We start from the raw sequence: 20,604 nt of genomic DNA on the forward strand, positions 1-20,604 counted from the left end.
CCAAGCAATTCAGGTCAAACAAATTACAAAGAGTGCTCGAAAGGAACTGCGCCCGGACAAGTGTGCGGACGCAACTGCACAATAACCACTACGCCATAACAAGTACGCCGACACGCTTGCTGATAATAAGGACGCCGACATGATGCACAACAACTTCAAGCCTTTGACCCTGGCGGTTGCCGTGGCCACCGCTGCTCTTTCCGGCCAGGCGATGGCCGGCGCCTTTCAGCTCAACGAGCAGGGTGTAAGTGGCCAGGGCACCTCCAACGCGGGCCGTGCCTCCACCGTGACCGACGCCACCATCGTGTTCGGCAACCCGGCCGGCATGTCGTTTCTCGATCGTGCCCAGGTCACCGCCGGTACCGCCTTCCTGACCGTGGACACCGACATCAAGAATGCCGACGGCAGCGCCACGGGCTCCAACGAAGGCGATATGGTGCCGGACACCTTTATTCCCTTCGGCTTCTACGTCCAGCCGATCAACGACAACCTGCACTTTGGCCTCGGTGTCTACGCGCCCTTCGGTCTGATCACCGACTACGAAGGCCAGTTCCAGGGCCGTTTCTTCGGCGATCGCAGCAAGGTCGAGGTGGTCACCGTTCAGCCGACCATCTCGGTGAAGTTCAGCGAGCAGTTCTCGGCCGGCTTTGGCCTGACCTACAACCAGATCGATGGTGAGCTGACTGCCAATACTCAGGGAGGCCCGGTGGGCTTCTTTGACCAAACCGGTGCCTTCACTCCTACCGGAGTCGCAGGCGAAGGGGATGTGGACATCGAGGGTGACGATAACGCCTGGGGCTTTACCTTCGGCGCCATGTACAAGCCCTGGGAGCACACCACCTTCGGTTTCGCCTACCACTCTGAGGTGGAGTATGACCTCGAAGGCAAGGCGCGCTTTACCAATGTACGTGGACAGGGTGACCCGACGGTCGTTGCTGGTATCGGCCCCGTAGTCCCTGTAGGCACTGCGAGCCAGCAAGTCGACGCCGATCTGTCGATCACCCTGCCCGAGGTGTGGGACTTCTCGGTAACCCACGAGCTCAATGATCGCTGGACGGTGATGGCCGGCGCCGCCATGACCAACTGGAGCGAGTTCGATGAGCTGCGTGTCGAGAACGATGTTCGCGAGATCGTCGAGGCCCAGAACTATGAGGACAGCTGGCAGTACTCCATCGGTACCGCCTATCAGCTCAACCCCCAGTGGGTGCTGCGTACTGGCCTCGCCTACGACGAGACCCCGATCAAGGACGAGTACCGCAGCGTGCGTGTGCCGTCTGATGATCGCATCATCTTCTCGCTGGGTGCCGGCTGGACCCCGACCCCGGATCTGACCGTGGACGTGGCCTACTCCTATATCCACGAATCCGACGCCGAGCTGTCCCAGGAAGAGGAAAATCGCGGCACCTACGAGGCGGACTTCGAAAACACCGCCCAGGCCTTCGGTGCCCAGCTGACCTATCGCTTCTGACCTATCGCTTCTGACCGGCCACCACCTCGGTCCAGGCGACCGATATTGGCTTCCGCTAGAACATAGTCAGACCCTGCGCAGCGCCCCCTCCCAGGAGGGGGCGCTGTCGTTCGTGGAAGCCAGCCATGCCAAGAGAAGATATCAGCGTTGCAAGTGGAGGCCTTTCTGGAAGGGCAGGGGGTAACAACAGCGATGCTTCACCGTCAGGGTGATAGCACGCGAATCGGCGAAGTCCACTATTGTCGAACATCCCGTTGCATCGGTTTGCCGGTTTTCTGATCGCTAAACGCTGTCTGGACGTATCCCGGTTGGTTAACATTGCGAATCAATCGTATTTGGTCAATACAACAACCTGGTGCTCCGGATGTCCCTTCGCTTGATGATTCGCTGGTCTGTTCTGCCCCTGGGGGCGGCTTCCCTGTCTGTTCAGGCGCAACAGGATCTCGCCCTGGACAATATCGTCGTTACCGCTGCGGGCTATGAGCAGACGCAGACCGAGGCACCGGCTTCGATCAGCGTGGTGACCCGGGAATCGCTTGAAAAACGTGCCTACCGGGACATCACCGATGCGCTACAGGATGTGCCCGGCGTCGTGGTGACCGGCGGTGGCGATGGCGAAGACGTCAGCCTGCGTGGCATGCCGGCGCAGTACACCCTGTGGCTGGTAGACGGTCGCCGGCAGACTTCGCGGGAATCCCAGCCGAGCGGCGGGGGCGGCTTCCAGAAGGACTGGCTGCCACCGTTGAGCGCCATCGAGCGTATCGAGGTTATCCGCGGCCCCATGTCGACCCTGTACGGGTCCGATGCCATCGGTGGAGTCATCAACATCATCACCCGCAAGGTCGCGGAGGATTGGGTCACCCAACTGCGTACCGAGGCGACGATTCAGGAAGACAGTGACTCCGGCAACGAATTCAACAATCAGCTGTATGTGTCCGGTCCGCTGGCCGACGACGTCCTCGGGTTGCAGCTGACCGGTCAGTACCAGCATCGCCAGGAGGACAAGATCGAGCGCGGCTATGCCAAGCGCGAGTTTTCCAACCTGGCCGCGCGGCTGTCGCTGGAGGCCACGCCCGATCACTCACTTTCGCTTGATGTCAGTCGACGAGAGCAGGATCGCACCAGTCGTGCCGGATTCTCGCTGCCCGAGCGTTCGAGCGACGCCGAGACCGAAAATCGACACAAGACCGTTGCGCTGTCCCACCAGGGCAACTGGGGGTTGCTGACCTCGGATTCCTACGTGCAGCTGGAGGAAACCGACAACGTCGGTCGCGATATCGAGATTCACAATACGGTGGCGGATTCACGCTGGGTACTGCCGCTGGGCGACCACTTCGTGACCTTCGGCGGCACCTGGGAGGACGAGAAACTCGAGGACACCACCACCAACGCCCTGGCAGGCACCGACGAGATCACCGTCTACCAGTACGCGCTGTTTCTCGAAGACGAATGGTATCTGACCGACAGCTTCTCGTTGACCGCCGGGCTGCGCATGGACGATCACGAGTTCTTCGGCGACCACTACAGCCCAAGACTCTACGGTGTCTGGAGCCTGCTGCCCGACTGGACCCTGAAGGGCGGTATGTCCACCGGGTTCCGCGCGCCCAACCTGCGCGAGCTGTCAGGCGACTGGGTCCAGGAGAGCCGGGGCGGCGATATCTACGGCAACCCGGATCTGGACGCGGAAGAGTCCCGTAGCTACGAGATGGGGCTGGTCCATGACGGCGCCAACGGCCTTCAGGCCAGCCTGACGCTGTTCTACAACGACTTCGATGACAAGATCTCCACCATCGCCTGTGGCGATCGCGACTGCGGTGATGCGGCGGCCGGCGACCCGGACGCCCGCACCAACGTCAATATCGATGACGCCATCACCAAGGGCATCGAGGCTGGTGTCCAGATGCCGATCGGCGAACGCTGGCAGGCCCAGGCCTCCTACACCTACACCGATTCCGAACAGAAGAGCGGTGACAACGAGGGTCAGCCGCTGACCCAGGTGCCTCGCCACCTGTTCAATACCACCGTCAACTGGCAGGCCACCGAGGCCCTCGTTCCCTGGCTGCGCTTTACCTTCCGCGGCGAAGAAAGCCAGCCGGTGAACCTCTCAAGCAACAGCAGCACCTCCATCCGGGCCCCATCCTACGCTACCTGGGACGCGGGGCTCAGCTGGCAGGCGACACGACAGATCCGTGTGCTTTCCGGCATCTACAATCTGACCGACAAGGACATCGAGTTCGATAACTTCGGTCATGTGGACGATGGACGGCGCTACTGGGTCGGGCTCGACCTGGAGTTCTAAAGCGCGCAGCGACCCACCTAAACGAACAGCAGCGAACAGGAAGGACCATGAAAGCGATGATCGCAGGGGCCGTGGTAAGCCTCACCCTGAGTCAGACCGCCCTGGCGGTGGATGAACCTCCCCAGCAGCTGCCCGAGCAGCTGGCCGAGCAGCTGGCTGAGCGGGGCCTGGCGGCCGGACAGGCCTTCCCCGGGCTGTCCAGCCTGTGTGACCTGTCGGCCAGGCTCAAGGTGGCGGGCCAGCGTCCGAAAGGCGAGGCGGCAGAGCGGGAGCGTCGTGAGTCCAGTCGCGATGACCGGCGCCAGCGCGGCCCGGCCGAGCCGATGCCGACCCAGGTATTCGACAATCTCTACTACGTCGGCACGCCCGGCGTCGCCAGCTGGGCGCTGACCACCAACGAGGGGATCATTCTGATCGATGCCCTCAACAACAACGAGGAAGCGCAGAAGTTTATCGAGCAGGGGCTGGTGGATCTGGGCCTGGATCCCGAGGACATCACCTATCTGGTGGTGACCCACGCCCACGGTGATCACTACGGTGGTCAGCAGTACCTGGTCGACAACTACGGAGCCCAGGTGGTCATGAGCGATGCGGACTGGACCGCCCTCGAACAGCCGGAGCTGGCCATCGACAATCCCCGCTGGGGCGAGCCTCCAGTGCGCGATATCACCATCGCCGACGGCGACACCCTGACTCTTGGCGATACCGCCCTCGAGGCCTACGTGACCCCCGGCCATACCCTCGGCACGCTGTCGCTGGTGATTCCGCTGAAGGATGGCGACAGTACCCATCGGGCGGTGCTGTGGGGCGGTACCGGTTTCAACTTCGGGCCGGACGAGGCCCGCTTGCGGGAGTACTCGGCCTCCGCCTCACGAATGAAGACGATCTCTGAACAGCAGGGCGTGGACGTCTTCCTGTCCAACCATCCCACCCGCGACAACACCCTGGCGCGGATCGAGGCGTTGGAGCAGCGGCAAGCCGGCGATCCCCATCCCTTCGTCAGCGACCAGGCGCTGGGTGCCCTGGACCTCTTGATGAGCTGTTCGCTGGCCCAGGCCGAGCGTGTCTACGCAGGCGAGCATCCGACAGAGTAGAGACGTTCATACGAGCCAAAGCAGCGGCCGCTGCCTTCGCACAACAGGCGCTGCTCAAGCAGCGCCTGTTACGTTACGTAGGTAGAGCTCGTAGATCGCTTGGCCTAGGCCACCTGATCGAGCATGGCGGCGGCCAGCAGCTTGCGGGTGTATTCGGTCTTCGGCGCGGCGAACAGCGCCTCGGCGCTGCCCTGTTCCACTATCTCTCCGTCCTTCATCACCAGCACGGTGTCGGCCAGCGCTCGCACCACCGCCAGGTCGTGGCTGATGAACAGGTAGGTCAGGCCGTGTTTCTGTTGCAGGTCACGCAGCAGGTCGATGACGGTGACCTGCACCGAGCGGTCCAACGCTGAGGTGGGTTCGTCGAGCAGCAGGAACTCCGGCTTGAGCACCAGCGCCCGGGCGATGGCGATCCGCTGGCGCTGGCCGCCGGAGAACTCGTGGGGGTAGCGATTGCGCATCGAAGGATCCAGCGACACCTCCTTGAGCGCCGCCATCACCTGGGCCTCGCGCTCGGCGCGGGACAGGTGCGGGGCGTGGACCTTGAGCCCTTCGCCGATGATGTCGCCAACGGTCAGCCGCGGCGACAGCGAGCCGTAGGGGTCCTGGAACACCACCTGCAGCTTCGAGCGGATCGGCCGCATGGCGGTCTTGTCCAGCACGTCGAGGCGGGTGTCGTGGAAGCGGATCTCGCCCTGGCTCTTGAGCAGCCTCAGCAGGGCGCGGCCCAGGGTCGACTTGCCGGAGCCCGATTCGCCGACGATGCCCACCGTCTGGCCGCGACGGATGCTGACGTCGATGCCACGCACCGCCTCGAAGTACTCGCTGGGACCGAATAGGCGCTTCTTGAGGGCGAAGCGTACGCGCATGTCCTTGGCCTCGAGCACCATGGGCTCGCTGTCGGCCACCGGCGCCTTGCGCCCGCGTGGCTCGGCGTCGATCAGCATGCGGGTGTACTCGTGGCGCGGGTTGGCGAAGACCTCCCGGGTCTCACCCTGCTCGACCAGCTCGCCGTGGCGCATCACGCAGACCCGGTCGGCGAAGTGCTTGACGATGGTCAGGTCGTGAGTAATGAACAGGATCGCCATGCCGTAGCGGCGTTGCAGGTCCTTGAGCAGCTCGAGGATCTGGGCCTGGACGGTGACGTCCAGCGCGGTGGTGGGCTCGTCGGCGATCAGCATCTCCGGCTCGCCGGCCAGGGCCATCGCGATCATCACCCGCTGGCGCTGGCCGCCGGACAGCTCGTGGGGGTAGCTCGACACCCGCCTTGCCGGTTCGGGGATGCCGACCTGCTCGAGCAGGTCGATGGCCTTGGCGGTGGCGGCGCGCCCCTTGAGGCTCTGGTGGCGGTCGAGCACCTCCTTGATCTGGTCGCCGATGCGGTGCAGCGGATTGAGCGAGGTCATCGGCTCCTGGAAGATCATGGCGATATTGCCACCGCGAATCCGGCGCATGCGCTTGGCGGTGGCACCCAGCAGTTCCTCGCCCTTGAAGCGGATGACGCCCTCGGCCCGGGCGAGCTCCGGCAGCAGGCGCATGGCGGCGGTGGAGGTCACCGACTTGCCGGAGCCGGATTCGCCCACCAGCGCCAGGGTCTCGCCGGGATTGATGGCAAAGCTGACGTCCCTGACCGCCTGGACGGTGCCGTGGGGCAGCTCGAAGCTGACGCTGAGCCCCTCGATCTCGAGCAGCGCCTCGCGGGCGGGACGACGGGGGTTCTTGGGTTGTGTGTCGGTCATGGTCGCGTCTCCGTCGTCGATCAGCGGGTCTTGGGGTCCAGGGCGTCTCTGAGGCCGTCGCCGAGGAAGTTCAGGCAGAACAGCGTCAGCGCCAGGAACACCGAGGGCACCAGCAGCATCCAGGGCGAGGTCTGCATCATGTCGGCACCCTCGGAGATCAGCACGCCCCAGCTGGTCAGCGGCTCCTGCACGCCGAGGCCGAGGAACGACAGGAAGCTCTCGAGCAGGATGACCTTGGGCACCGTCAGGGTGACGTAGACGATCACCGGGCCGATGGCGTTGGGGATCAGGTGGCGGGTGACGATCTTGCCGTCCTTGACGCCGAGGGCGTGGGCCGCCTCGACGAACTCCCGCTGCTTGAGCGCCAGGGTCTGGCCGCGCACGATACGCGCCATGTCGAGCCACTCCACCGCGCCGATGGCGGCGTAGATCAGGAAGATGTTGCGGCCGAACACCACCATCAGCAGGATCACCAGGAACATGAACGGCAGCGAGTACATGATGTCGACGAAGCGCATCATCAGGTTGTCGACGCGCCCGCCGACATAGCCGGACACGGCGCCGTAGAGCACCCCGATGATCAGGCTGACGAAGGTCGCCACCAGCGCCACCGACAGCGACACCTGGCCCCCATAGAGGGTGCGGGTCAGCAGGTCGCGGCCGTTGGCGTCGGTGCCGAGCCAGTGGCCGCCTTCCAGGGTCGGGCCCACGTCGAAGGCGTTCCAGTCGACGTCGGCCAGCCCCCAGGGGGTCAGCCAGGGACCGATAAAGCAGGCCAGGGTCATCAGGCCGAGCAGCCACAGGCTGGCCATGGCCGCGCGGTTCTGGCTCAGCCGGCGCCAGGCGTCGCGGCCGAGGCTGTCGCCGACGGGGGCGGCGGTCGGGGCGAGGGAATCGGTACTCATGGCGTCGCCTCAGTCGTCATAGCGGATTTGGGGATCAAGGGCCGAGTAGATCAGGTCCACGATCAGGTTCATCAACACGATCAGGGCGCCGTAGAACACCACCGTGCCCATCACCAGGGTGTAGTCGCGGTTGAGCGCGCCCTGGACGAAGTAGCGGCCGATGCCGGGGATGCCGAAGATCTGCTCGATCACCACGGAGCCGGTGATGATGCCGGCGATGGCCGGGCCCAGGTAGGAGGTCACCGGCAGCAGGGCGGGGCGCAGGGCGTGGCGCCAGACCACCTCGGCCTCGGTCAGTCCCTTGGCTCGGGCGGTGCGAATATAGTGGCTGCCCATCACCTCGATCATGCTGGCGCGCATCATCCGCGCGATGTAGGCGATCTGCTGGATCGATAGCGCGATCACCGGCAGGATCAGGTTGGGCAGGGCGCCGTCGTTCCAGCCCCCCGCCGGCAGCCAGCCGAGCAGCACCCCGAACACCAGCGCCAGCACCGGCGCCACCACGAAGTTGGGCACCGCGATGCCGGCCAGCGCCGTGCCCATCACCGTGTAGTCCACGGCGGTATTGCGCTTGAGTGCGGCGATGATGCCCAGCGGCAGGCCGATCGCCAGCGCCAGCAGGATCGCCAGGCCGCCGATCTGCAGGCTTACCGGGAAGCCCTGCATGATCAGCTCGGTGACGGTGAAGTCCTTGTACTTGAACGAGGGCCCGAAGTCGCCCTGGACCAGGTTGCCCAGGTAGCGGAAGTACTGCTGCCACAGCGGTTCGTCCAGGTGGTAGGCGGCCATCAGGTTGGCCTCGATCTCCGGCGGCAGGGCGCGCTCGCCGTCGAAGGGCCCGCCGGGGGCGATGCGCATCAGAAAGAAGGCGATGGTGATGACGATCAGCATCGTCGGTATGGCCTGGGCCAGGCGTTTCAAGGTGTAGCTCAGCATGGCGCCGTTCCTCGGTTGACATGGAGGGCGGGCCATCCCTGGCCGCGCCCGCGATGGGGTTGGAGCGGGTGATCGTCAGGGCGCGTCGGCGTCCACGGACACGTAGCGCAGCGGATGCACGTCGAGCGTCGTGGGCTGCCAGCCCTTGACGTCCGGCGAGACCAGGTTGACGACCACGTAGTCGTAGATCGGCAGCATCACGTCGGCTTCCAGCAGGCGCTGCTCGGCCTCGCTCATCAGCGCGGCGCGTCGGTCCGCGTCGAGCTCATGGGTGCTGGCCTCGACCAGGGCGTCGTACTCGGGGTCCGCGTAGCCGGTGCTGGCCGCCGCCGAGCCTCCCGCGGCGTAGGCGTTGAGGAAGTCGTAGGGGTCGTTGACCGTGGCCACGAAGCCGTAGCGGGCGATCTCGAAGTCGCCCTGGCGCAGGCCGGCGAAGTGCACCGCCGCCTCGCGGTTGACCAGCTCGATCTCCACCCCCAGCGGGCGCCACATGGCGGCGATGGCCACGGCGATCTTCTTGTGGTCTTCCAGGGTGTTGTAGGACAGCTCAAGTTCAAGCGGTCGATCCGGCCCGTAGCCGGCCTGATCCAGCAGCTCCCGGGCCCTAGCCCGGCGGCTGTCCATGTCCTGATCATGGAAGTCGAGGCTTGCCGAGGTAGGCGAGGCGATGGTGCGGGGCACAAACCAGTAGGACGGCGTCTGGCCCATGCCCAGCAGGCGCTCGGTGATCACCTCGCGGTCGAGCGCCAGGTTCAGCGCCTCGCGCACCCGCTCATCGCTGAGCGGCGTGCCTTCACGCAGGTTGAGCATATAGAAGTAGCTGCCGATCAGCGGCCCGACGCGCAGCGACTCGCCCAGGTTCTCCTGGGCCCACTCGAAGCGCGCGGAAGGCACCGCACCGTAGGCGATGTCGAGCTCGCCTGAGCGAAAACGGTTCATCAGCGCCGAGGTGTCCTCGATGGCGTGGAAGTCGACACCCTCCAGTGCCACCTCATCGACGGCGTAGTAGCGAGGGTTGCGCGCCACCTCGACCTTGTCCTGGGGCTTCCAGTCGGTGAGCACGAAGGGTCCACTGGCCACCAGGGTGCCTGGCCGGGTCCAGTCCTCGACGTCGCTGGTGAGCAGGTGGCGGGGCAGAGGTGCGGCCTCGGTCATTGCCATGGCCTGAAGAAAGTAGGCGGTGGGCTCGGACAGCCGGATTTCCAGGGTGTGGGAATCCAGAGCGGTGACGCCGAGGCTCTCGGGTTCGGCCGCGCCGGTGTTGATCGCCCGGGCGTTGATGATGGGGTAGTAGAGATTGGCGTTGTGGTTGGCGGTGGCCGGCGTCACCAGGCGTCGCAGGGCGAAGACGGCGTCGTCGGCGGTGATTGGCTCGCCGTCGGACCACTGCGCCTCGCGCAGCCGGAAGGTGATGACCCGACCGTCGTCGGACAGCTCCCAGGATTCGGCCAGGCCCGGCACCAGCGCGCCGTCGGGGCCGTAGTTGATCAGACGATCGAACAGTTGGCGGGTGATCCGGCTCTCCCAGTTGCCGTTGACCTTCTGCGGATCCAGGGTGCTGGGTTCGGCGCCGTTGCCGACCTGCAGGGTGGCGGCCTGGGCGTCGGCAGCGGGCAGACAGAGTCCGAGGCTTGTCGTTGCCATCAGGCCGGCAAGTGCCAGCGGACGAAAGGCGTCCATGGAGACCATAGTGAAGTCCTTGTGGGGTAGGCAGAGCATCGGTAGGGGACTCGCCTCCTGGTGGAGGCGAGTCCTTGAAGCGAGTCCTTGAAGATAGCCCAGCGCTGCTGTTTACAAGTCCCAGCGCTGCTGTTTACAAGTCCCAGCGCTGCTGTTTACAAGTCCCAGCGCTGCTGTTTACAAGTCCCAGCGCTGCTGTTTACAAGTCCCAGCGCTGCTATCTACAAACCCAGCGCTGCTACTCGTCGAAGGAGATCCAGCGAGACGGGTGATCGTCCTCGATATTGTCTTCCCAGCCGCTGATCTTCGGGTTCACCAGGTTGCGCGAGACGTAGTAGAGCATCGGGATCAGGGCGTCGTCGTCCATGGCCAGGGCCTCGGCGCTTTCCATGACGGCCTTGCGCTCATCCAGGTCCAGGGTGGCAGCGGCCTGGTCGTAGAGGGCGTCGAACTCCTCGTTGGCGTAGGCGCCATAGTTGTTGCCGACGCCGGAGCGCAGCAGCGCCAGAAAGTTCTCGGCGTCGTTGTAGTCGGCGATCCAGCCGGCCCGGGCCACGTCGAAGTCTCCCTCGGCGATGGTCTGGTAGTGCACCGTGGCCTCGGCATTGACCAGCTCCACCTCGACACCCAGCGGGCGCCACATGGACGACACCGCTACCGCGATCTTCTTGTGCTCGTCGGTGGTGTTGTAGCGCAGGCGCAATTCGAGCGGTGACTCCTGGCTGTAGCCGGCCTCTTCCAGCAATTGCTTGGCGCGGGCCATGCGGGCGTTCATGTCATCGGTGATGTCATTGCCGTCGGCGTCTTCGAAGCTGGTGTTCTGCACCTGGTAGTGATCGATGCCGTCAGGCACGAAGGACAGCGACTTCTGGAAGGTGCCGCCCATGATCTGCTGGGCGATGACGTCGCGGCGCACCGCCATGTTGAGCGCCTCGCGCACCCTGGGGTCGGCGGTGGGATGACCGTCGCGGTGGTTGAACACGTAGTAGTAGCTGCCGAGGTAGGTGGCCATGTGGGTGGCCTCGGGAATCTCTTCCTTCAACAGCGGATACATGCTCGAGGAGTACTCGCGCATGATGTCCAGCTCGCCCGCGCGAAAGCGCGAGACGCCGGCGTTGCGATCCTCGATGGTGTGGTAGCGCACACCGTCCAGCGCCACCTGGTCGGCCTCGTAGTATTCGGGGTTCTTGGCCACGGTGATGCGCGACTGGGAGATCCACTCGGTGGGGGTGAAGGCGCCGTTGGTAACGATATTGTCGAGATCCACGTAGTCCCGGCCGTACGCCTCGAAGGTGTGCTGCGGCTGGGGGTAGCCGGTGTAGTGGGTCAAAAGCTGCAGGAAGTAAGGCGTCGGTTGAGTGAGCTGGACCACGAAGGTGCGGCCATCGTCGCGGCTTTCCACGCCAAGCTCTTCCAGGGGCAGCTCGCCGGTGTTGACCTCCCTGGCGTTGACCACCGGGTACAGCATGTAGGCGTACTTGGAGGCGTTGGCCGGATCCAGCAGGTGGCGCCAGCCGAACACGAAGTCCTCGGCGGTGACAGGCTCGCCGTCGGACCAGCGGGCGTCCTCGCGCAGGGTGAAGGTGTAGGTCTTGCCGTCCTCGGAAACCTCCCAGTCGGTGGCCATGCCGGGCAGGATCTCGCCGTCCGGGGCGTTCTTGACCAGGCCCTCGTAGACATCCATCAGGATCTGGGACTCCCATACGCCGCCGGAGATCTGGGAGGTGTCGAAGGAGGCGAGTTCGCCGGTGACGCCAAGGTCGAGGGTCTCGGCCATGGCCGGTGCACTGATGGCGGCGGCCAGGGAGGACAGGGTCAGGCCGGAGGCCAGCGCCAGGCGGCGGGCCCAGCGAGCACGGATCGCGATCATGTCAGTTCCTTGTTCGTGTTGGCATTGTTGTCACGGGCAGGGCCGTTGGCAGCGCGGTTCGCTGCGACCACGGCGATGGTATGACGGCCGCACAAGGTGTGCGACTTCGCCTAAGCCCGCTTAGTCGTCAATGACCATCGCGCCGTGACTCCGCTGCTGTCCAGACGAAAATTCTCATGACGTCTTGCGTTTCGTCGATAGCCCTGTGGGAGCCCTTGTGGCAAGGGGGCTCGATGGCAGGAGCAGGATGACGGGGTTAGACGTTTTGGCTACAATGCATCCCCTTTATCGCGGCCTGGCCGACGATCATCGCAACTGGCCCGTCGCCACCGGCGCATCGCTAGCGCATGCCGGCACCCGGCGAGGGACGACAAAAGGCGAACTTCATGTTGGAAACCAACCCGATTCACAACCTCATCAAGGACCTGTCTGAGCGGACAGACGTCCTGAGGGGGTATCTTTGACTATGCCGAAAAGAAAGATCGGCTAGAGGAAGTCACCCGCGAGCTTGAGGACCCGGCGGTCTGGAACGACCCGGACTACGCCCAGAAGCTCGGTAAGGAACGTGCCTCGCTGGAGCTGGTGGTCGCCACCATCGACGAGCTGGACCAGGGCCTCGGCGACAGCCGCGACCTGCTGGAGCTGGCCGAGATGGAAGACGACGAGGCCACCGTGGCCGAGGTCGAGAAGGAACTGGCCTCGATGCAGGCCAACCTCGAGAAGCTCGAGTTTCGGCGCATGTTCTCCGGCGAGATGGACGAGAACAGCGCCTATCTCGACATCCAGGCGGGCTCCGGCGGTACCGAGGCCCAGGACTGGGCCAACATGCTGCTGCGCATGTATCTGCGCTGGGCCGAGTCCCACGGCTTCAAGGCCGAGATCATCGAGCTGTCGGCCGGTGAAGTGGCCGGGATCAAGTCGGCCACGGTGCACGTCCAGGGCGAGTACGCCTTCGGCTGGCTGCGCACCGAGACCGGGGTGCATCGTCTGGTGCGCAAGAGTCCGTTCGACTCCGGCGGCCGCCGCCACACCTCCTTTGCCTCGGTGTTCCTGTCGCCGGAGATCGACGACAGCTTCGAGGTCGAGATCAATCCGGCGGATCTGCGCGTCGACACCTACCGCTCCAGCGGCGCCGGTGGTCAGCACGTCAACACCACCGACTCGGCGGTGCGGATCACCCACGAGCCGTCCGGCGTGGTGGTGTCGTGCCAGAGCCAGCGCAGCCAGCACGCCAACCGCGACTTCGCCATGAAGCAGTTGAAGGCGAAGCTGTGGGAGCTGGAAATGCAGAAGCGCAATGCCGCCAAGCAGGAGGCCGAGGACTCCAAGGCCGACATTGGCTGGGGCAGCCAGATCCGCTCCTATGTGCTGGACGACCAGCGCATCAAGGACCTGCGCACCGGCGTGCAGTCGAGCAACTGCGACAAGGTGCTCGACGGCGATCTTGACCAGTACATCGTCGCGAGCCTCAAGCAGGGGCTTTAAGCGACCGTCGCCAAGCCCACCGCGTCGCGACCTCGCCCCGGGAGCCAAGTGGCCCCGGGGCGTTTCGCCACCACCATTCATGGGTCCCGTGCCGGGGCCGTTCGGGGAACCGCCGTGGCGGCTTCCCTGCCGTGACAGAGACGAGTAGCCATGGCCAACCAGGATACGCCTTCCACCAATGACGCCGTTGCCGAAGAGAACCGCCTGATCGCGGAGCGCCGCGCCAAGCTGGCGGCTCGTCGCGAGCGCGCCGAGGCCGAGGGCGGCAGCGCCTTCCCCAACGACTTTCGCCGTGACAGCCTGGCCGCCGAGCTCGAGGCGGAACTCGGTGAGTACGATAAGGAAGCGCTGGAGTCGCTGGGCCGTGAGGCCGCGGTCGCCGGGCGCATCATGCGCAAGCGCGGTCCCTTTATCGTGATCCAGGACGTCAGCGGCCAGATCCAGCTCTACGTCGACAAGAAGGGGCTGGATTCCGCCCTGCTCGAGGACATCAAGGGCTGGGACATCGGCGACATCGTGGCCGGCCAGGGCCCGGTGCACAAGTCCGGCAAGGGCGACCTGTACGTGATGATGCGCGAGGCCAAGCTCCTGACCAAGAGCCTGCGCCCGCTGCCCGACAAGTTCCACGGCCTCACCGACATGGAAGCGCGTTACCGCCAGCGCTATGTCGACCTGATCATGAACCCGGACTCGCGCCGGGTGTTCGAGACCCGTGCCGGCATCATCAGCGCCATGCGCCGCTTCTTCGAGGATCGCGGCTTCATGGAGGTGGAAACGCCGATGCTGCAGCCGATCCCCGGCGGCGCCACGGCGCGTCCCTTCATCACCCACCACAATGCGCTGGACATCGACATGTACCTGCGTATCGCGCCAGAGCTTTACCTGAAGCGCCTGGTGGTGGGGGGCTTCGAGCGGGTCTTCGAGATCAACCGCAACTTCCGTAACGAAGGGCTCTCCACCCGCCACAACCCCGAGTTCACCATGGTCGAGTTCTACTGGGCCTACGTGGACTACCAGGCGCTGATGGATCTGACCGAGGCGATGCTGCGCGAGATCGCCCAGAAGGTGCTCGGCACCACCACCCTGAACTACCAGGGAGCGACCTACGACCTGGGCCAGCCGTTCGTGCGGATGACCCTGCGCGAGGCGATCCTGGCTCACGGCGAAGGCATCGAGGCCGCGGACATCGACGACCTCGACGCCGCCCGTGCCCTGGCCGAGCGCCTCGGCATCAAGGTCAAGGATGGTTGGGGACTCGGCAAGCTGCAGACCGAGATCTTCGAGGAGGTGGCCGAGGCGCGCCTGGACCAGCCGACCTTCATCACCGAGTATCCGGCCGAGGTCAGCCCGCTGGCGCGGCGCAACGACGCCAATCCCTTCGTCACCGACCGCTTCGAGTTCTTCGTCGGCGGCCGTGAGATCGCCAACGGCTTCTCCGAGCTCAATGACGCCGAGGACCAGGCCGAGCGCTTCCGCGCCCAGGCGGCCGAGAAGGACGCCGGTGACCTGGAGGCGATGTACTACGACGCCGACTACGTGCGCGCGCTCGAGGTAGGCCTGCCGCCCACCGCCGGCGAGGGCATCGGTATCGACCGCCTGGTGATGCTGTTCACCGACAGCCCCTCGATCCGCGACGTGCTGCTGTTCCCGGCGATGCGCCCGGAAGCCGGCGAGGCCTGAGCCGTTCGGCCTGGCCACCGAGGACAATGTCCCCAGTGGTCGGGTCGATGGATTGTCGGCGGGGTCGGGCCGATGGATTGTCGGCGGGGCCGGGCTTTTGCTGGCAAGCGAGGCCCTTAGCACCCATAATGGCTGCGATTCGACGTCGAGGAGACCGCGATGAAACTGCTCAACCGCTCCGCCCTGAGCGTCAGACCCACCCAGCACTTTGTTGACTGGATCAATGCCCTGGAACCGACCATGGGCGATGACGACCTCACGCTCGCCGACGTCGACCGGGAAAGCACGGTCTACCTGATCCCGGAGATGGACACCCCCGAGGCGCTGGAAGCCTTCGTTCGCGAGCGCTATCTCGAGGTGCTCGAGAACGAACTGCGCGCCTGGGAAGAGGACGAACGGCAGTGGCCCGAGGCCCTGAACTGGGAGCTGTTCCAGCGCTTCTTGCAGGTCGAGCACAGCTATCTGGCGATCGATCTGGATGGCGAGGCTGCGCTTGAGATCTCCGAGGTGGACGACGAACTGCTGGCCGACCTCGAGCAGGACTGAAACAGCGCGGCCTGCCGCCGCTGATCAGTGTCTGCCGGATGTACCCCGCAGGTGTCGACGAGACCGGCCACGGCCGGTCTCGTTGCGTGCCGGCATGACCTCCTGTGCCTGACCACCCCGATGCAAGACAACACCCGCCTAGACAACACCAGGAATTGCCCCGATGAGTCGACTGTTCTCCACCCGTGACGGCGACGACGGCCTGCCCGGGCCGGAGCGACGGCTGGCGGTCATCGCCCTGGTGCTGGGGACCCTGATGGCGGTGGTGGACACCACCATGATCAATATCGCGCTGCCCTCCATGGCGCGGGATCTGGGCGTGTCCGATGCCCGCGCGGTGTGGATCACCAACCTGTTCCAGGTGGTCTGCGCGGCCATGCTGCTGGTGTTCGCCGCCGCCAGTGAGTTGCTCAGTCGGCGCAAGGTCTACGTGGCAGGGCTCACCCTGTTCGTAGTGGCGGCGCTAGGCAGCGCGCTGTCGCCCAACTTCGAGACCCTGCTGGTGTTTCGTGCCCTGCAGGGCGTCGGCGCCGCCGCCACCCTGTCGATCGGGCCGAGCCTCTATCGCTCGATCTTTCCCTCGCGCCTGCTCGGCAGCGCCCTGGGCCTGTCGTCGCTGGTGGTGGCGGGGGGCTACGCCGCCGGCCCGTCGATCGGTGGTCTGGTGCTGTCGGTGGCCAACTGGCCGTGGCTGTTCGCCCTGAACGTGCCGCTGGGCGCCGCCGCCGCGGTCATGGCCTGGCGAGCCCTGCCCAGGGAGGAACGCCGCGAGGGCAACTTCGACGCCTTCGGCGCCCTGGCCTCCATGGCCATGCTGGCGGGACTGTTCATGTGCATGGACGCCGTCGGTCATCGCGCGCCGCTGGCCGAGATCCTGGCCTGGCTGGCGGTGACGGTGGTGTCGGCGGTGGCCTTTATCCGTCGCCAGGGGCGGGCTCCCCATCCGCTGCTGCCGCTGGGGCTGTTTCGTGAACCGCGTTTCAGCCTGGCAGTGTCCGCCCAGGGCACCGCCTTCATCGGACAGGGGCTGACCTTCGTTGCGCTGTCGTTTCTCTACCAGCAGCAGATGGGCTACTCGGCGCTGCATACCGCCTGGTTGTTTACCCCCTGGCCGCTGACCATCATGGTGGTCGGGCCGCTGTCTGGTCGTCTGGCCGATCGCTTCAACCCGAGCGTGGTGGCGAGCGTCGGCCTGGTCATGCTGTTGCTGGGGCTGGTCAGCCTGGCGGCGCTGCCGCAGGACGCCAGCGCGATCGACAGCCTGTGGCGTACCGCCCTGTGTGGCGCAGGCTTCGGCCTGTTCCAGCCGCCCAACAACCGTGAACTGATGACCAGCGTACCCAAGGCCCGCAGCGCCAACGCCTCGGGGGTGATGAGTACCACCCGCACGGTGGGGCAGTCGCTGGGGGTGGCCCTGGTCGGGCTGTGCCTGGCCGCCGGCGCTGGCGTTCAGCAGGCGTTGTGGGTCGGCGCTGCCACCACCTTGCTGGCGCTGGTGATCAGCCTGGTGCGTATCCCCCGGGCCCATCGTGCGTATCGTGCGGCGCGGGAGCAGAAGAAGGCCGCGCGGGCCGGCTACTCCGAACGAGTGGGCGAGGACTCCCCGAACCGGGTCGCGGATCGGGCTTAGTCAGCGGCTGGGCGAGGGCGTACAATGGCACAGTATGTACAAAATTAACCGTCACAGACGCGAGTACCCATCATGAGTATTCAGGCGACCATCGAACACAAGCTAAAGGCCCTGGAGCCCACCGAACTGGTGGTCGAGAACGAGAGCCACATGCACAGCGTGCCGCCGAACTCGGAAACCCACTTCAAGGTGACCCTGGTCTCCGAGCGCTTTTCCGGGCTGATGCCGGTCAAGCGCCACCAGCAGATCTACTCGCTGCTGGCCGATGAACTGTCCGGCCCGGTCCACGCCCTGGCGCTGCACCTTTACACCCCCGGTGAGTGGGATAGCCGCAGTGCACCGCGTCCGGACTCGCCCAACTGCATGGGCGGCTCACGCTCGTGACGCCGGAGCCGACACGGCTCGCCTATCTGGATGCCATGGGGCTGACCGCCTGGGTGGCCCGCTATCAGCTACCCAACGCCCGCGAGACCGAAGCCTGCGACTGGCCCGAGCCGGTACCCGAAGAGCGGCCCCAGCCCGGTGCCAAGGGCCTGCATGCGCTGCTCGATGACATGCCCGCCTCGGCCGGCGGTGGCGACACGTCCGCCGGGGCGACCGAGCAGGCCGCTGTCGCTGATTCGTCCTCTGCCGTCCAGGCTCCTGCCCCCCAGGCGCCGGCTGGTCCGCGCAAGGCCAGGGCGCTGCTCGGTGATATCGTGCCCGATGCAGACGACGGTGCAGCGACGGCCCCTACGGCCATGCCGGCAGAGGATGAGGTGGAGGAAGGCGCCGAGCCGCTGCGCTTCGGCTGTCAGGTGGCCTGTCTCGACGGTCGCTGGCTTTTGCTGGTTGCCCGTGACGAACCGCTGGGGCCCCTGCACCAGCGGCTTCTGCTCAATATCCTGACCGGCGCCGGGGTCAGGCCGTCGCAGCGACCGGTGTTCGACTCCCTTGCCTGGCCGCTGGAAGAGGGCTTGCCGGTCAGGCGGCCGTTGGACGAGGCGCGTCAGGGGCTCAAGGCCTTTGTGGCCGGTCGCGCTCGTCGTGGCTGGGCTCCGGAGCGGGTGCTGGTATTCGGCCGCCAGGAGGCGCTGATGCAAGCACTGGCCCCGTCTGACACCACCGACAACAGCGCGCAGCCTCCGCGCAGCCAGACCCTGGCGCTGCCGTTGTGGCAGGGCCCGGGGCTCGACGAACTGCTCGCCGATGACGGCGTCGGTGCCGAGGCCAAGCGCCGGCTGTGGTCGCAGATCGGCGAGTGGCAGGCACAGTGGAGCGACGGCACTCGAGGTGATGGTGCTGGAGGCGATGGTGCCAGAGACGACAGCGATGGCGCTTGAGGCGACAGCGGGCCAGCAGAGCTGTCCGCATAGCGGCGGCTACGGTCCTGTCCGTGTCCTTGGCGCCGCCGATCTTGACGCCCTCTTGCGACTGGAAGCGATGGCGTCAGCGCCGTTGTCCAGCCCTCAGGCGCTGGCCCAGGCACTGGAAGATGACCAGCGCCTGCTGCTGGGGATCGATCGGCTGGGTCCGGCGGGTGATGTCGGCGTTGAAGGCGGCCTTGATGCGGGCATGACGGGGCAGAGGGCTATTCACGCCTACGCCTTGCTGGCACGCCAGCCCTTCGAGGCCGAGCTGGAAGCGATCCTGGTGGCCCCGCAAGCTCGCCGCCAAGGGCTTGCCGCACGGCTGCTGACAAGCCTGATTGCGGTAGCGCGCCAGTGGGGCTCGGAGCGACTGCTGCTGGAGGTGCGTGCCGACAACGGCGCGGCGATCGCCTGCTACCGAGCCGCCGGCTTCGCCGAGGATGGTGTGCGTCGCGGCTACTATCCGCCGCTGGCCGATGGCGGCGAGCGTGTCGATGCCTTGCTGATGTCGCTGGCGCTTGACTGAAACAGCCTGAAGCGCTCGGCTTTCTTTAGTCTGGGCCGCCTGCGGCTGGGCTTCCATCGTACGCGCAATGCAAAAGGGCTCCCCATGGGAGCCCTTTTCATTCGTGTCGATCGTTCGCGTCAGCCGTTCGAGTCGGCCGTTCGAGTCGACACTGCCGGCACACAAGGCAGGTCAGAGGCTATGGGCGGGCGCCTGTTCGGTATTGCCCGTTTCGCCTTCCACCTCATCGAGCTGGCCCAGGATGGCGGTCAGGCGACGTTCCCACTCTTCGCGATCCTGCTTCAGGCGAGCGTTTTCCTCGCGCAACTCCTCGGCTTCCAGTTTCAGCAATTCCAGGGCCTCAAGGGCGCTGGAGACCTTCTTTTCGAGTTGGTTGAAGAGTTCCGTGCTCATCCTCGTCTCCTGACATGACGTGGGGTGAAGGCGCGACGCGCGCCCCGATGGAACGAGCGTAACGCCGCCGCCGCCGGCGAACAAGCGTCGCCGGGCGGCGACGGGGCTGCTTTGCTGATTCGGCTCAGGAATTGCGACAGTCGCGTGCTTGGGGTACTGCCGGCTCAGCTCTCAGGCGCAGCGTCCTTGAGCGAGTCGGCGTCGCTTTCGCTGCGTCGATACAGACGCCCCATGCTGTCTCCGGCGCGGACCTCTCGGTGTAGCTGCCAGGTGGGGGGCACGGCGGGAGTCAGACCGCTTTCGACCTCCACGTAGATCCAGGCCTCATCCGCCAGCCAGCCGGCTTCCAGGGCCTGGCAGCAGGGCTCGGCAAGGCCCTGGCGAAAGGGCGGGTCGAGAAACACCAGGTCGAAGGGGCTGGCGGTATCGTCTTTCAGCAGCGCGGCGGCGTCGGCGCGGCGTACCTGGGCGCGATCGATCGCCAGCGTCGCCAGGTTATCGCTGATCGCCTGGGCCACCTGGGCATCGCGCTCGACGAACAGGGCCTCGCTGGCGCCGCGCGATAGCGCCTCCAGGCCCAGGGCACCGGTGCCGGCAAACAGATCGAGCACGCGAACGCGGTACAGCTCGCCCCCGAGCCAGTTGAATAGGGTCTCGCGCACTCGGTCCGGGGTCGGGCGCAGGCCGGGCTTGTCGAGCACCGGTAGCTGGCGGCGGCGGTGTTCGCCACCGATGATGCGCAGCTTGCCAGGCGGCCGACCGCTCGCGGGACTCTTGCCCGAGCGGGGTTTTCCGGCGCCGCCGCGCGGACGGTTTCTTGAAGGACGTTGTCGACTCATGGGCGGCGATTCTACCCCCATGGCAGGGTGCCGTCATGCCTTCGCCATCGCTTCTGTGGCAGGCTGTGGGCAGCGTCGCGTCGCCGCCTCGGGGCTGTCCTGTGTCCACAGCGAGCGGGCAGGGTGGTAGGATGTGGCGGTTCGTTCACCGGCTGAGGCGTCAGG

At 65.8% G+C, this 20,604-nt stretch carries 17 protein-coding genes; 10 read left to right on the plus strand and 7 right to left on the minus strand.

From position 1 onward, the window contains the following. Window positions 1–139 precede the first annotated feature (139 nt). The 3 genes from NFG57_RS02500 to NFG57_RS02510 all read left to right on the plus strand — a co-directional run bounded on the left by NFG57_RS02500 (window position 140) and on the right by NFG57_RS02510 (window position 4,861). Complete coding sequence (locus NFG57_RS02500) at window positions 140–1,468, plus strand: outer membrane protein transport protein (protein WP_308812410.1); 1,329 nt, start codon at window positions 140–142, stop codon at window positions 1,466–1,468. A gap of 364 nt (window positions 1,469–1,832) precedes the next feature. After that, window positions 1,833–3,767 (plus strand): TonB-dependent receptor, encoded by a 1,935-nt coding sequence (locus NFG57_RS02505; RefSeq protein ID WP_222515704.1) that lies wholly within the window; start codon window positions 1,833–1,835, stop codon window positions 3,765–3,767. 47 nt (window positions 3,768–3,814) lie between these two features. Beyond that, on the plus strand, window positions 3,815–4,861 hold the full coding sequence (locus NFG57_RS02510; protein ID WP_108131208.1) for an MBL fold metallo-hydrolase: 1,047 nt from the start codon (window positions 3,815–3,817) through the stop codon (window positions 4,859–4,861). Window positions 4,862–4,965: 104 nt separating this feature from the next. Here the strand turns inward: NFG57_RS02510 and NFG57_RS02515 are convergent, their stop codons facing one another. The 5 genes from NFG57_RS02515 to NFG57_RS02535 form a co-directional block, all read right to left on the minus strand. Then, complete coding sequence (locus NFG57_RS02515) at window positions 4,966–6,600, minus strand: ABC transporter ATP-binding protein (protein WP_108131209.1); 1,635 nt, start codon at window positions 6,598–6,600, stop codon at window positions 4,966–4,968. Between the two features lie 20 nt (window positions 6,601–6,620). Next, window positions 6,621–7,505, minus strand: coding sequence for an ABC transporter permease subunit (locus tag NFG57_RS02520; RefSeq protein WP_045991316.1), 885 nt, complete (start codon window positions 7,503–7,505; stop codon window positions 6,621–6,623). 9 nt (window positions 7,506–7,514) lie between these two features. Further along, complete coding sequence (gene oppB / locus NFG57_RS02525) at window positions 7,515–8,441, minus strand: oligopeptide ABC transporter permease OppB (protein WP_045991315.1); 927 nt, start codon at window positions 8,439–8,441, stop codon at window positions 7,515–7,517. A gap of 75 nt (window positions 8,442–8,516) precedes the next feature. Then, entirely contained in the window at window positions 8,517–10,130 is a 1,614-nt protein-coding gene (locus tag NFG57_RS02530) for a peptide ABC transporter substrate-binding protein (protein WP_239452499.1), read from the minus strand. Window positions 10,131–10,359: 229 nt separating this feature from the next. Continuing rightward, complete coding sequence (locus NFG57_RS02535; protein ID WP_287163291.1) at window positions 10,360–11,991, minus strand: peptide ABC transporter substrate-binding protein; 1,632 nt, start codon at window positions 11,989–11,991, stop codon at window positions 10,360–10,362. A gap of 386 nt (window positions 11,992–12,377) precedes the next feature. Here NFG57_RS02535 and prfB point away from each other — a divergent pair. From prfB to NFG57_RS02570, 7 genes are all read left to right on the plus strand, one after another. Further along, window positions 12,378–13,476, plus strand: a protein-coding gene (gene prfB, locus NFG57_RS02540) for a peptide chain release factor 2 (protein WP_197037043.1) whose coding sequence is annotated in 2 segments (ribosomal slippage) — window positions 12,378–12,452 and window positions 12,454–13,476 — 1,098 coding nt in all. Because the reading frame shifts where the segments join, the coding sequence is not laid out codon by codon here. 150 nt (window positions 13,477–13,626) lie between these two features. Further along, a complete protein-coding gene (gene lysS, locus NFG57_RS02545) occupies window positions 13,627–15,156 on the plus strand; it encodes a lysine--tRNA ligase (RefSeq protein ID WP_124804943.1) in 1,530 nt (509 codons plus the stop codon). 159 nt (window positions 15,157–15,315) lie between these two features. Beyond that, on the plus strand, window positions 15,316–15,702 hold the full coding sequence (locus tag NFG57_RS02550) for a hypothetical protein (protein WP_045991311.1): 387 nt from the start codon (window positions 15,316–15,318) through the stop codon (window positions 15,700–15,702). Between the two features lie 163 nt (window positions 15,703–15,865). Continuing rightward, window positions 15,866–17,332 carry an MFS transporter gene (locus tag NFG57_RS02555; protein ID WP_108131212.1) on the plus strand — a complete coding sequence of 489 codons (1,467 nt, stop codon included), beginning with the start codon at window positions 15,866–15,868 and terminating at the stop codon, window positions 17,330–17,332. Between the two features lie 72 nt (window positions 17,333–17,404). Beyond that, the gene (locus NFG57_RS02560; protein WP_045991309.1) at window positions 17,405–17,716 is read left to right on the plus strand and encodes a BolA family protein; all 312 of its coding nucleotides are present in this window, start codon (window positions 17,405–17,407) and stop codon (window positions 17,714–17,716) included. After that, the gene (locus NFG57_RS02565) at window positions 17,713–18,654 is read left to right on the plus strand and encodes a hypothetical protein (RefSeq protein ID WP_124804942.1); all 942 of its coding nucleotides are present in this window, start codon (window positions 17,713–17,715) and stop codon (window positions 18,652–18,654) included. The genes NFG57_RS02560 and NFG57_RS02565 overlap by 4 nt, the downstream gene beginning before the upstream one ends. Then, a complete protein-coding gene (locus tag NFG57_RS02570; protein ID WP_231498432.1) occupies window positions 18,626–19,207 on the plus strand; it encodes a GNAT family N-acetyltransferase in 582 nt (193 codons plus the stop codon). The genes NFG57_RS02565 and NFG57_RS02570 overlap by 29 nt, the downstream gene beginning before the upstream one ends. Before the next feature lie 171 nt (window positions 19,208–19,378). Here NFG57_RS02570 and zapB read toward each other — a convergent pair whose 3' ends face one another. Both zapB and rsmD read right to left on the minus strand, forming a co-directional pair. Then, window positions 19,379–19,600: a cell division protein ZapB gene (zapB, locus tag NFG57_RS02575; protein WP_045991307.1), complete on the minus strand. Its 222-nt coding sequence runs from the start codon at window positions 19,598–19,600 to the stop codon at window positions 19,379–19,381. Between the two features lie 164 nt (window positions 19,601–19,764). Then, window positions 19,765–20,439: a 16S rRNA (guanine(966)-N(2))-methyltransferase RsmD gene (rsmD, locus tag NFG57_RS02580; protein WP_348815287.1), complete on the minus strand. Its 675-nt coding sequence runs from the start codon at window positions 20,437–20,439 to the stop codon at window positions 19,765–19,767. Window positions 20,440–20,604: the final 165 nt, after the last annotated feature.

The organism is Halomonas sp. H10-59, assembly GCF_040070555.1.
Classification (GTDB): domain Bacteria; phylum Pseudomonadota; class Gammaproteobacteria; order Pseudomonadales; family Halomonadaceae; genus Halomonas; species Halomonas litopenaei.